This is a genomic window from Desulfovulcanus sp. (assembly GCF_982781345.1).
On record NZ_CEYAEZ010000008.1, the window covers coordinates 45,702 to 57,774 of the forward strand.

General features: G+C 45.2%; 11 protein-coding genes. 9 read left to right on the forward strand and 2 right to left on the reverse strand.

Annotated features, from left to right (window positions below; all coding sequences use genetic code 11):
* The first annotated feature begins 22 nt into the window (after window positions 1–22).
* The 4 genes from hisI to AC3WVG_RS02490 all read left to right on the forward strand — a co-directional run bounded on the left by hisI (window position 23) and on the right by AC3WVG_RS02490 (window position 3,403).
* Window positions 23–394, forward strand: a complete 372-nt coding sequence (gene hisI, locus AC3WVG_RS02475) for a phosphoribosyl-AMP cyclohydrolase (protein WP_488796597.1) — start codon at window positions 23–25, stop codon at window positions 392–394.
* Window positions 395–1,279, forward strand: a complete 885-nt coding sequence (gene hisG, locus AC3WVG_RS02480) for an ATP phosphoribosyltransferase (RefSeq protein ID WP_488796598.1) — start codon at window positions 395–397, stop codon at window positions 1,277–1,279.
* A gap of 98 nt (window positions 1,280–1,377) precedes the next feature.
* Window positions 1,378–2,091, forward strand: coding sequence for a tetratricopeptide repeat protein (locus tag AC3WVG_RS02485; protein WP_488796599.1), 714 nt, complete (start codon window positions 1,378–1,380; stop codon window positions 2,089–2,091).
* Window positions 1,994–3,403 carry a B12-binding domain-containing radical SAM protein gene (locus AC3WVG_RS02490; RefSeq protein WP_488796600.1) on the forward strand — a complete coding sequence of 470 codons (1,410 nt, stop codon included), beginning with the start codon at window positions 1,994–1,996 and terminating at the stop codon, window positions 3,401–3,403. The genes AC3WVG_RS02485 and AC3WVG_RS02490 overlap by 98 nt, the downstream gene beginning before the upstream one ends.
* Before the next feature lie 91 nt (window positions 3,404–3,494).
* Here AC3WVG_RS02490 and acs read toward each other — a convergent pair whose 3' ends face one another.
* The gene (gene acs, locus AC3WVG_RS02495) at window positions 3,495–5,414 is read right to left on the reverse strand and encodes an acetate--CoA ligase (protein ID WP_488796601.1); all 1,920 of its coding nucleotides are present in this window, start codon (window positions 5,412–5,414) and stop codon (window positions 3,495–3,497) included.
* Window positions 5,415–5,632: 218 nt separating this feature from the next.
* Window positions 5,633–6,481, reverse strand: coding sequence for a LytR/AlgR family response regulator transcription factor (locus AC3WVG_RS02500; RefSeq protein ID WP_488796602.1), 849 nt, complete (start codon window positions 6,479–6,481; stop codon window positions 5,633–5,635).
* A gap of 340 nt (window positions 6,482–6,821) precedes the next feature.
* Between AC3WVG_RS02500 and AC3WVG_RS02505 the strand changes: the two genes are divergently transcribed.
* The 5 genes from AC3WVG_RS02505 (at window position 6,822) to AC3WVG_RS02525 (ending at window position 11,886) form a co-directional block, all read left to right on the forward strand.
* The gene (locus tag AC3WVG_RS02505) at window positions 6,822–8,561 is read left to right on the forward strand and encodes an aldehyde ferredoxin oxidoreductase family protein (RefSeq protein WP_488796603.1); all 1,740 of its coding nucleotides are present in this window, start codon (window positions 6,822–6,824) and stop codon (window positions 8,559–8,561) included.
* A 107-nt stretch (window positions 8,562–8,668) separates the two neighbouring features.
* Window positions 8,669–8,890: a MoaD/ThiS family protein gene (locus AC3WVG_RS02510; protein ID WP_488796604.1), complete on the forward strand. Its 222-nt coding sequence runs from the start codon at window positions 8,669–8,671 to the stop codon at window positions 8,888–8,890.
* Between the two features lies 1 nt (window position 8,891).
* Complete coding sequence (locus AC3WVG_RS02515; protein WP_488796605.1) at window positions 8,892–9,743, forward strand: HesA/MoeB/ThiF family protein; 852 nt, start codon at window positions 8,892–8,894, stop codon at window positions 9,741–9,743.
* A gap of 26 nt (window positions 9,744–9,769) precedes the next feature.
* A complete protein-coding gene (locus AC3WVG_RS02520; protein ID WP_488796606.1) occupies window positions 9,770–11,254 on the forward strand; it encodes a two-component system sensor histidine kinase NtrB in 1,485 nt (494 codons plus the stop codon).
* 11 nt (window positions 11,255–11,265) lie between these two features.
* Entirely contained in the window at window positions 11,266–11,886 is a 621-nt protein-coding gene (locus AC3WVG_RS02525) for an XTP/dITP diphosphatase (RefSeq protein ID WP_488796607.1), read from the forward strand.
* Window positions 11,887–12,073 lie beyond the last annotated feature (187 nt).

The following is a 12,073-nucleotide window of genomic DNA, read 5'->3' on the forward strand; positions in this document are numbered from 1 at the left end:
CAAAATAAATGGAGGAAAAACATTGAAACCAGACTTTGCTAAAGGAAACGGCCTAGTCCCGGCTATCGTTCAGGAAGCCGCAACTGGTGAAGTTTTAATGTTGGCTTATATTAATGAAGAAGCTTGGAATAAAACACTTGAAACTGGTGAGGCCCATTATTATAGCCGTAGTCGGAAAACCCTCTGGCATAAAGGTGGAACTTCCGGTCATGTGCAAAAAATAAAAGAAATTCGCCTTGACTGTGATCTGGATACAGTGCTTTTTATTGTGGACCAGGTGGGAGGTGCTGCCTGTCATGAGGGGTATAAAAGTTGCTTTTATCGCAAACTGGAAAACGGTGAAGAAAAGCTTTGCTCGCCCAAAGTCTTTGATCCCAAGGAGGTATATAAGTAAATGAACGCTAACGATAAAATTTTAAAACTAGGCATCCCCAAAGGTTCACTTCAGGAAGCAACCATGCGCCTCTTTGCTCGGGCAGGATGGAAGATCAAGCCCCATCACAGAAATTACTTCCCGGAAGTCAATGACCCGGAACTGCAATGCTCCTTATGCAGGGCCCAGGAGATGTCCAGATATGTTGAATCCGGCACCCTTGATGCCGGTCTTACCGGTAAAGACTGGATTTTAGAAAATGAGTCCGACGTAGTAGTGGTTTCCGATCTGATTTATTCCAAAGTAAGTAACCGTCCAGCCCGCTGGGTACTGGCCGTGGCTGGTGATTCACCATACAAACGACCAGAAGACCTGGCCGGGAAAAAAATTGCTACAGAATTAAAGAATTTCACTGTCAAATATTTTAAAAACGCCAATATTCCAGTAGAAGTGGAATTTTCCTGGGGAGCTACAGAAGCCAAGGTTGTGGAAGGTCTGGTCGATGCCATAGTCGAAGTCACAGAAACAGGAACAACCATCAAGGCCCACGGCCTACGCATCATTGCAGAACTTTTACAGACCAATACTCAGCTAATTGCCAACAAAAAAGCTTGGGAAGACCCTTGGAAACGGCATAAAATAGAAACTATCAACACCTTGCTCCAAGGGGCCTTGCGTGCGGATAAATTGGTTGGCCTGAAAATGAATGTGCCTAAAGAAAAGATGGAGCAGGTCATGGATGTGCTGCCCAGCATGACCGCGCCTACTGTAGCCAACCTGTACCACAAAGAATGGCTTTCCGTAGAAATTGTTGTCGAGGAAAACAAAGTCCGTGAGCTAATCCCCGAACTCATGTCTCGTGGGGCCGAGGCTATCATCGAATACTCATTAAATAAGGTTATTTAATCTGCTTAATTGGTTTTATAGTGACAAAAACAAACGCATCACAAATTACATACTACCATTTACGTCCAAAGATTCTATTGCTTGCGGTGCTATTTCTTGTGGCTTGCGCTCCAAAGATAGGCCCTAAAGAAATAGTTACCCCTGAACAAGTCCAGGCTCGTCTGGAACTGGCTGAAAGATATCTGGTAGAGGGCGAACCCAGGCTGGCCTTACAACAGCTTTTACTCATTGAGCCTAAAGCGGAGGACAATCCTCGCCTCTATTTTGACCTGGGCCTGACCTATATGGCCATGGGGGAAGACCCAAAAGCTGAACAAGCCTTTTTAAAAGCTATACAACTGGATCAAAATTATGCAGAGGCGTGGAACAACCTGGGCCAAGTTTACTTGGTCCAGGGGAGATATTCTCAAGCTGAACAAGCCTTTAAAAAGGCTTTATCTATTCTTACTTATCTCACTCCGGAATTTGCCGCTTATAACCTGGCTCAACTATACTTAAAACAGGGCCAGGCAGACCTGGCCCTCAAATACGCAAAATTAAGCATTGATAAAAACTGGCGCTATATCCCTGGCTATATCCTCACTGCAAAACTGTATCTACAAAAAGGACAGCTGCTCCTAGCCGTTAATTTGTTACAGCAGGGAGTGGAAGCCAACCCAGAAAATCCTCAGATTATCTTAAACCTGGCAGAATACCTGGTCCGGGCTGGTGAAAATGAACAGGCCAAAAAGTGGTTTAGACAAATCCTCGAGCTTGACCCCTCTTGCAAAGAGGCCCAGGTGGCCCGAGATTATCTGGGCTTCCTCCCCTGATCCTTACGCCCCGCGAATTTTAGGCCTTAACCCCTGGATATATGATTTTGCCGCTTATAATCTCTGGTCCAGGCCTGTAGGACTCCTGGCTTGTTTGGACATGCTCAGAAAGGCAGGGGCCAGAGTAGCTCTTTTAGACTGTCTGGATAAAACCTGGGCCGACATAAACTGGCCCCGGCCAAAAAGCTATGGTCAAGGGCATTATCCCAAAGTCCATTTGCCCAGGCCTTCTCTTTTGGCCCATGTTCCGCGCAACTACAGCCGCTACGGGCTGCCCTTGCAGGCCGTTGAACAAGCCTTGCCTAGGCTTTCTCCTCCCCCGGACCTCGTTCTGGTCACCTCCATCATGACTTACTGGTACCCAGGGGTGATCACCGCTATCAGAATGATACGCAGGACCTGGCCCCATATTCCCATTGTTCTGGGAGGAATCTATGCCTCCCTTTGTTTTGAACATGCCCAGTGCTTGGATGTTGATCTTGTCATAAAAGGACCATTAGAAAACCAAAACAACTGGCAGTCCCTTTGGCGCCTTTTAGATATTAGCCCGCCTCCACTCCCAAAACATGCAGGATTGACCCTGGCCCTGGACCTCTATCCTGAGACAAATTTTGCGCCAATCTTAGGGTCCCGCGGTTGTCCTTTTCACTGTGCTTATTGTGCCAGCAATAAGCTCTTCTCAGGATTTAGACAAAAAGAGGCTGACCTGGTTTTTGAAGAAACATACGCCCAATTTCAACGGGGAACTCGTGATTTTGCCTTTTATGATGATGCATTGCTGGTTAACCCTGATAAGTGGCTCTGGCCTTTTCTTGAACTCATCCACAAAAAAGGCCTTCGTTTAAGGCTGCACACTCCCAATGCAATGCACATTCGCTATTTAAGCCAGGATGTCTGTCACAAATTAAAAAAAGCCGGCCTGACTACTATTCGTTTAGGCTTGGAAAGTGCTGATTTTCAAAACAGATTGGACGCGAAACTGACTGAAGAGGAGTGGCAGAGGGGAATAAAAAATATATTACGGGCAGGGTTTAAGCGTAAAGATATTGCTGCTTATATCCTCTTTGGCCTCCCAGGACAAAAAGATGAGGAAATCGAACTGGCCATTAAAAAGGTCAAAGAATGGGGCATAAGGCCTGAGCTAGCCTATTATACTCCTATACCTGGCAGCAAACTTTTTTCTAAGGCACAGGAGCATTCTCCCTATCCTTTAGATGAGCCTTTGTTTCAGAATAATTCTATCTGGCCCTGTGTTCCTGGAGGATTTTCCTGGGAAAAGCAAAAAAAGTGGAAAGAAATAATAAAGGATTAAGGAGAAAGGGGTAAGGAGTAAGGGATAAACCAGTATCAAGGGATAAAGGGCAAGACAAAATACACCCTTTATCCCTTGCTTTTGCAGCTTTCTAATCTTCCAAAGTTGAAGTATCGCCAACCTCTTCGCCTAATTCCTGGGCTCTCAGGATGCGGCGCATAATTTTCCCGCTCCTGGTCTTGGGCAGTTTATCCCTGAACTCAATGCTCTTGACTACTGCAACGGGGCCAAGCTCATTGCGGACATGCCTTTTAAGTTCTTTTATCAGTTCGTCGGGATCTTCAACTTCGACATCTTCACTCAAAATCACAAAGGCCTTGGCAACTTCGCCTTTTATCTTATCTGGCACACCAATGACTGCTGCCTCTGCAACTGCCCGGTGGGAGACAAAGGCACTTTCAAGCTCAGCAGAACCAACTCGGTGTCCGGCAATATTCAGGACATCATCAGAACGTCCCTGGATCCAGAAATAGCCGTCTTCATCCTTGCGAGCTACGTCTCCGGCCAAATACATGCCCGGGAACTTTTCCCAATAGGTTTTCTTATACCTCTCGGGATTTTTGTACAATGTGCGCAGCATAGACGGCCAAGGCTTCTTGATAACCAGAAGCCCTCCCTTACCCGGCGGTACAGGATTTCCTTCTTCATCCACTACATCGGCTTCAATGCCAGGTAAAGGCTTGGTAGCGGAACCGGGCTTGAGCAACGTAATGGGCAAGGGGCTGATCATAAAAGAACCTGTCTCGGTCTGCCACCAAGTATCCATAATAGGACATTCCGAACGGCCCACATTTGTATAAAACCAAACCCAGGCTTCGGGGTTTATGGGCTCTCCAACTGACCCCAGAAGTCTTAGAGTGGATAGATCATGTTTTTTGGGATATTGTGAGCCAAAACGCATAAGCATCCTGATCAAAGTCGGAGCGGTATAAAAAATAGTAACACCATAACGCTCTACTATATCCCAGAGTCTATCTGCCTGCGGATAGAGTGGGTGGCCTTCATACATTATAGTCGTTGTCCCAACCATAAGAGGTCCATAGACAACATAGCTATGCCCGGTAATCCAACCAACGTCAGCCGTGCACCAAAAAATATCCGTGGGCTTAATATCAAAAACCCACTTCAAACTTCTGTGCACACCCACCATATAGCCACCATGAGTATGCACTATTCCTTTTGGCTTACCTGTCGTGCCTGAACTGTAGAGCAGGAAAAGCATGTCTTCGGAGTCCATTACTTCGGTCGGACAAACAGGACTCTCCTGGCGGACAAGGTCTTCATACCAAATATCTCTGGTATCCACCATTTCCATTTCCACACTGGCCCTGTGCACAACGACTACTGTCTCCACACAGTCACATCCATCCACAAGGGCCTGGTCAACTACCTTTTTCAAGTTAACCACTCGTCCGTTGCGATAAAATCCGTCAGCGGTAATGACTAACTTGGCCTCAGCGTCAATGATGCGATCTCTCAAGGCCTTAGCTGAAAATCCGGCAAAAACCATGCTGTGCACGGCCCCGATCTTGGCCACGGCCAGCATGGCAATCATGGTCTCCGGCAGAGGAGGCAAGTACAAAACTACCCGATCACCTTTATTAATACCTAAAGTTTTAAGGGCGTTGGCGAACCTGTTTACAGCCCGGTACAGCTCATAATAGGTTAGCTTTTTGGTATCGCCCGGTTCTCCCTCCCAGATCAACGCCAGCTTGTTTTTGTTGGCTGTCTCTATATGTCGGTCAAGGGCATTATAGACAATATTACACTTTGCATCCACAAACCATTTGTAAAAAGGAGCATTAGAATCATCCAGCACCTGATTCCACTTTTTAAACCAGTCCAGTTCTTTGGCTGCTTCCTCCCAATACTTCAGATAATCTTCAGAGGCCAACTTCATGGCTTCAGCATATTCTTGCGGATTAACGTTGGCCTCAATGACCAACTGGGGTAGAGGCCTAAAAACTCTCTCCTCATGTAAAAGAGCGTCCAGCGCGCCTTTTGTTTCCATCTTTTCCTCCTTTAGCTCTGGCCACAAATTGAAAAGTGCCTCCTTATGGCCAAATCGTAACCTTAATTTACTTAACTATATATCAAAACAAGGAATTTTCTCAACTTAAATTTAACCTTAGGCAGGCTAAAAAAAGAAAGATAATCGACTAAAGGTTTAAAGATATAGTTGAACGGTTTTATAATTTTTAAAGGCAACGAATTTGTTAACAAAGAATTTTACAGCCCGAGTATCTGCTTTAATTCCCCGATTCTCCGTCGGCTGATAGGCAACTCTATCCTTTTTTTACCTGCAGTTCTAAGCATGAAATTGCTTCCGGGTAAAGAAGCTATCTCTGTAACCATATCCAGGTTGACCAGGTATTTCCGATGCACCCGAAAAAAACGATACTGCCTCAGCCTTTCCTCCAGGTTCTTGAGACGATAGGACGTTAAATACTTGTCATTGGCCGTGTGCACGTAGCTATAATCCTCAAAGGCCTCCACAAAAACTATTTGATTATAGGGTATGAGCAAAAGTTTACCATCCTGATTAATTGGCAATTTCTCAATTTCCACCTTCTTGTACTGTTTATAGTCCCAGGCCTGGCGCAAGGCTTTAATAATTAAATCTTCCTCCTCCTCCCCCAGGGCAATATGTACGGTCTCATCATCTTCTGATTTTTTGAGCTTGCTTCTCTCAATAATACGCAATTGCGGAGAAACTCTAAGCAAACGTTCAATTGTTTTTTGTAGTCTGGCCTTCGGGAAAGGCCACAACAAGTAATCTATCGCACCAACCTCAAAGGCCTTGAAGGCCATGTGTTCATCTGAAGCAATAAAGACCAAGGCCGGCCTTTGTTTGCGTTGATTGAGAATCTGGGCCAACTCTATCCCGTCAACCCCGTTGGGAAGATCTATACCCAGAAAAAAAACATCATAGGCGATGTTTTCCAAAAGCTCCAAAGCCTCAAAAGAAGTCATGGCCTCGCCAAGGATTTTAATCTGATCCTCCTTGGCTAAATACTCGCGTAAAGTAGCAGAGACTTCACGGTCAGGATGGATAATCAGAGCCTTCAAAAAAGACATATCTACCTCAAGGGCTTGTTCATTTTTTTTAAATTTTTAGCAAATTTTATACCCACATGGCAAGTATTAGTTTTCTTAACTTCAATTGACTTGTCGCTCATAAAAATTAAGACAGTTCAAACTTATTATGTCTTCAGTCACATAATAAAAATATGTCAAACAACACAACGTTTTTAATTAAGTTTTATGTTGCTTTAACCTAAAAAAACTGCTTAATATAAAAGTAGTTATTTATGGCTTTACAGGTGAACATTTCACTATTATACATTGCTATCTAAACACCTTTGAGCCATAGATGACATAAATACTGCAAAAGCAGTTTAAAAATCAGGAGGTATCAATGACACGTTTATTACGCATTAACATTCAAAAAAAAGAGTTCGCATTTGAAGAACTAAGTGGCGATTACGCAGGTCTTGGCGGAAGAGCATTAACTTCCAGGATAGTGCGCAAAGAGGTTCCTCCCACCTGTCATCCCTTGGGCAAAGACAATAAGCTGGTCATTGCAACCGGCCTTTTAACCGGAACAATTGCTGCTAATACAGGGCGAATTTCGGTTGGGGGTAAATCACCTTTAACCGGTGGCATCAAAGAATCCAATTCTGGCGGGGTATTTTCTCAAAAACTGGCTAAATTAGGTCTTATGGGTATAGTAGTGGAGGATAAGCCAGAGCCAGATAGCCCACTGATGACCATTTTCATTAATAAAGATGGGGTACAGATTATTGAAACTCCCGAACTGGCAGGTCTTGGCACTTATGAAACTTCAGCCAAGCTCTTCGAAAGGTTCGGCCAAAAGGTCGGTATCATGGTCATCGGACCTGCCGGTGAAACCTTGCGTTTGGGAGCCTCTATCCAGTTCACAGATCCCAAAGGCAGACCTGCTCGGGCTGCAGGACGTGGTGGCCTCGGCGCTTTAATGGGTTCAAAAAAGATTAAAGCCATTGTCGTTGATGACTCCGGAGCAAAAGCAGCACAACCTGCGGACCCAGAAACATTCAAGACAGCAGCCAAGAGATGGGTGGAAATTCTGCGTAACCACCCTGTCACAGGCCAGGGACTCCCATCCTATGGCACGGCAATTCTTGTAAATATCATCAATGAAGCCGGCGCCTTTCCGACCAAAAACTTCCGTGAGGGTCGTTTTGAATCAGCTGCGGATATCAGTGGCGAGAAAATGGTCGAGATCATTGAGAAAAGAGGGGGCGTAGTCAAAGAAGGCTGTCACGCAGGCTGTATTATCCAGTGCTCCCAGGCCTACTGCGACGAAAAGGGAGAGTATCTCACCTCTGGCTTTGAATATGAGACTGTCTGGGCCTTTGGCGCCAACACAACCATCAAGGATTTAGATCAGATTGCCCAACTGGATCGCCTCTGTGACGATCTTGGCCTGGACACCATTGAAATGGGTAACACCATAGCCGTAGCCATGGAAGGAGGGGTTATACCCTGGGGCGATGGACAGGCAGCCATTGACCTGATGAAACGTATTTATGATCCTAATGACTATCTGGGCCGGATTATCGCCAATGGTTCAGCCTTTACCGGCGAGGCCCTGGGAGTAGAAAGAGTCCCCGTGGTTAAACGTCAGGCCATTCCAGCTTATGATCCGCGCGCGGTCAAGGGCGTTGGAGTCACCTACGCCACCACCCCAATGGGCGCTGACCACACTGCTGGTTATGGAGTATGTCAAAATATCCTGAAAGTTGGTGGAGACGTCAATCCTTTAGGTAAAGAGGGCAACATTGAAATATCCAAAAACCTCCAAATAGCTACAGCCGCCATTGACGCCACTGGCATGTGCCTATTTGTCGCCTTCGCTGTTCTGGATACTGAAGATGCCCTGGATGTAATTGCCAAGATGATCAGCGCCAAGTATGGGATAGACTTCACCCCAGATGATATTGTCAAAGCAGGCATTGAGATTCTCAAAGATGAGTACTCCTTCAACAAGGATGCAGGCTTTACCAAAGCCCACGATCAGCTCCCGGACTTCTTCGCCAAAGAAAAACTGCCTCCTCACAACACTGTCTGGGATTTTACCGTGGAGGAACTGCAAAAAGCCAGAGCCGATGTTTAACTGATCCTTGTTAATCCTTCGTTTTTGCGCTATGGGCAGGCTATCTAGTCTGCCCTTTTTTTTATACTCATTGCTCTCAACCCAAATCAGCCTTTACGAGGAGAATTATGATAGAAGTTAAATGTTTTGCTACGTTATCAGGATATGCTCCTCCGGGGGGTCAAATCGATTTGCCGGCAGGACAGGATGTAGCCCAGTTAATCAAAAAACTTGGCATCCCGGAAGAAGAAGTAAAAATTGTCTTTGTTAATGGCAAAAAGGCCACCCTGGATACAAAACTTAAGGATAAGGATCGTGTAGGTATTTTCCCAGCCGTTGGTGGGGGATAAAATGACTGATACTGACTTTAAACAAAAACTCATTCAGGCGAGTACAAAGGACACTTCTCAATCAATAAACAGGATCTCCTCGCAAGAGCTTGCTCGTTTGGCAGACGAATTTGACCTGGACCTTCACTCTGCCCACAATTTAGCTTTAAGCTACAATATAATTCCAGATCGATACTTAAGAAACTTTAAAGCATTGTCCACCAAAGACCAACAGGCCCTGGCCAAAAGCAAAGTACTTATTGTCGGTGCTGGTGGACTGGGCGGATATATTTCAGAAAGCCTGGCACGGACAGGAGTGGGCCAGATTATCATAGCTGACGGCGATGTATTTGAAGAAAGCAATTTAAACCGCCAGGTTCTTTCCACCCAAGAGACCTTGGGGACCCCAAAAGTTCATGCGGCAAAACGCCGTATTCAGTCCATTAACCCATTTGTTAAATGCCAAATCATTCCCAAATTTCTGGATGAATCTTCCTTGCCTCCACTTTTAAGCAAGGTTGATCTGGTCATTGATGCCCTGGGTGGAATTGGCTTTAGACAAGTTCTACTCGAACACACCGTAAACTCAGGCCTTACACTGATATCCGGAGCAGTTGCCGGCTGGACAGGATTTGCCGCCACAATAACACCCGGACACAAGGGGCCTGTTGACTTCTGGCTCGGCCAGGAAAGTCAATCCGCTGAGATTGAATTGGGTTGTCTGGCTCCTATCGTTAGTCTCATAGCCTCTATTCAATGCGCTGAAGCCATAAATATTCTGACCCAAAGAAAAGCTAATTTAGTGGGCAAAATTTTCTTTATCGACCTTAAAACAATGACTTCGGAAATTTTAGACCTCAATGACCAGCAATGAAGCGGCCCTTGCCCGGAGACAAAACCATGCACCACAACACGCCCCAATATCGCCTTGCTCTGGTCAAAGCGGATGACTTTATCCGGGACATGGTCCACCTCGCCCAAAAATATGACTTGCCCACCTTGTTTCCGGAGGTAAAAATCCTGGGTATAGCCGACACACGGCTTGAGCCAGATCTCGCCCAAGTTATCACCTCGGCCGGGATCCGTATCTTTGATCACTATCAGGATATGTTGGCCCAAATCCCGGATATCAACACCATTATTTTTCTTAAAAACGGTCCGGAGTTTGCTCACGACTTACGCCGTAACCTTTCGCCGTCCATATCTATTATTGATTCACAAACAGCCTCTTACTTATGGCAAACCCTCGTCCAAGAAAAATTATGCTTGAGTTGTCAGACTAATCTCTCCCACACTCAAAATATGCTCCAGACCATTATTAACGAGATGCATGAAGACATTCTCATCCTTGATAGGGATAAAATTATCCTTGACGCAAATAAAAACGTCAGCCAGCGCCTTGGATTGTCTAAAACAGATATCCTGGGCAGGCCATGCTGGTCTACCTGGGACAAAGCAAGTCAGTCTTGCAAAGAAGCCAATCTACATTGCCCTTTTGAGACTGTTCTAAGAACCGGCCGCAAGGCCGAGGCTCTCCACTCCAGAACTGATAGCCAGGGGCACTTACAATATTTTCGCATATATATTTATCCGGTCAAAGATAATGAGGGGCGCATCACGCACCTGCTGGAAATGCGCCGGGACATAACTGAACGTACTTTTCTTGAAAAAAAACTACAGCAGTCAGAGAAAATGGCTGCCATCGGTGAACTATCTACTTACATTGCTCACGAAATCAGAAACCCTCTCTTTGCTATTGGCGGATTTGCCAATAGCTTACTCAAAATGCCAGAACTGAGTAAAAAGGCTCAAAAAAAGGCCGGAATCATTCTTGACGAATCCAAACGGCTGGACGAAATTTTAAAAAGTATCCTTAATTTTGCCCGTCCGACAAAAACAGATATCTCGGAAGTTGAAGTTCATCAGATTATCAAAGAGACAATGAACCTCTTGGGAATAGGCTGTAAAAAACAAAAAATCCAAGTTACTCTGGAGCTTAAGCCTGGTTTGCCTATGGCCAAGGCCGATCCGGGGTTGATTAAACAAGGTCTGATAAATATTATCAAGAATGCCATTGAATGCATGCCTGATGGCGGACAACTCCGGATCAAGACCTTCATGGAAGAAAAAATGCTCTGTCTCCAGATTAAAGATACAGGGCCAGGTATCCCCCCCGAGCACCTGGTCAAAATCTTTAATCCTTTTTTTAGCACCAAAAAAAAAGGCTCTGGTCTGGGGCTTGCTATGACCAAAAAAATAATTGAGGATATAGGAGGCAGGTTGGAGCTCAAAAGTAAGGTGGGACAAGGGACAACTGTTTCCATCTATCTCCCCCCGGTCCTGGCTTTAAAAGATAAAAACACTAAAAATATCTCTATCAGATGAAGAGGGCAGGCATGTCTAAAATTGTTTTAGCAACACGCAATAAAGGAAAGATTAAGGAAATCAGAGAACTTCTAAGCACATTGTGTCCAGAACTGGAAGTTCTTGGTCTAGACAGTTTCCCCAATATAGGAGAAATTCCTGAAACGGGGAAAACTTTTGAAGAAAATGCACTTCAAAAGGCCAGGACAGTATGTGAGTTGACAGGATTGGTAAGTCTTGCTGATGATTCCGGCCTGGTGGTCCCGGCGTTAGGTGGAGAGCCAGGTGTTTACTCTGCCCGCTATAGCGGACCTGATGCCACAGATGAAAAAAATAATGCCAAGCTTCTCGCCAAAATGCAAAATTTAGCAGAACCAGAGCGATATGCTTATTTCGCCTGTGTCATGGCGGCTTGCGCCCCAGACGGACAGACGTTGGTGGCCCATGGCAAATGGGAAGGGAAAATCGCTTTTCAGCCCAAGGGAGAACATGGATTTGGCTATGACCCGATTTTTATAGACAATGAAAGCGGTCGACATGCAGCCGAAATGACCCGGGAAGAAAAAAATAAAATCAGCCATAGGGCCAAAGCACTAAAAGAACTTTTAAAAAAATGGACAAATTTTTACAAAAAGATAAAAAACAAGAGCTAAAAAGGTAAAGAGGTTCATTGAACCACTTTAGAACCTGTGGCCAAACCCTATTTTAACCGCTGATTGAAAGTCTTGGTTTCTGAAATGCATTACAAACGGCTTGGGTAACCCATCTTGACGAAGCTTGCGGAGAAACAGAGCATCGGGATGAAAGGGCTAAACACTTTGCGATGTTGACCATAACTAT

Excerpts from the sequence above, each read along its gene's own strand:
- AC3WVG_RS02515 (WP_488796605.1), top strand. The coding sequence starts at position 8,892 with ATGACTGATACTGACTTTAAACAAAAACTCATTCAGGCGAGTACAAAG.
- AC3WVG_RS02525 (WP_488796607.1), top strand. The coding sequence starts at position 11,266 with ATGTCTAAAATTGTTTTAGCAACACGCAATAAAGGAAAGATTAAGGAA.
- AC3WVG_RS02505 (WP_488796603.1), top strand. The coding sequence starts at position 6,822 with ATGACACGTTTATTACGCATTAACATTCAAAAAAAAGAGTTCGCATTT.
- AC3WVG_RS02500 (WP_488796602.1), bottom strand. The coding sequence starts at position 6,481 with ATGTCTTTTTTGAAGGCTCTGATTATCCATCCTGACCGTGAAGTCTCT.
- hisG (WP_488796598.1), top strand. The coding sequence starts at position 395 with ATGAACGCTAACGATAAAATTTTAAAACTAGGCATCCCCAAAGGTTCA.
- AC3WVG_RS02510 (WP_488796604.1), top strand. The coding sequence starts at position 8,669 with ATGATAGAAGTTAAATGTTTTGCTACGTTATCAGGATATGCTCCTCCG.
- AC3WVG_RS02520 (WP_488796606.1), top strand. The coding sequence starts at position 9,770 with ATGCACCACAACACGCCCCAATATCGCCTTGCTCTGGTCAAAGCGGAT.
- acs (WP_488796601.1), bottom strand. The coding sequence starts at position 5,414 with ATGGAAACAAAAGGCGCGCTGGACGCTCTTTTACATGAGGAGAGAGTT.
- AC3WVG_RS02490 (WP_488796600.1), top strand. The coding sequence starts at position 1,994 with ATGAACAGGCCAAAAAGTGGTTTAGACAAATCCTCGAGCTTGACCCCT.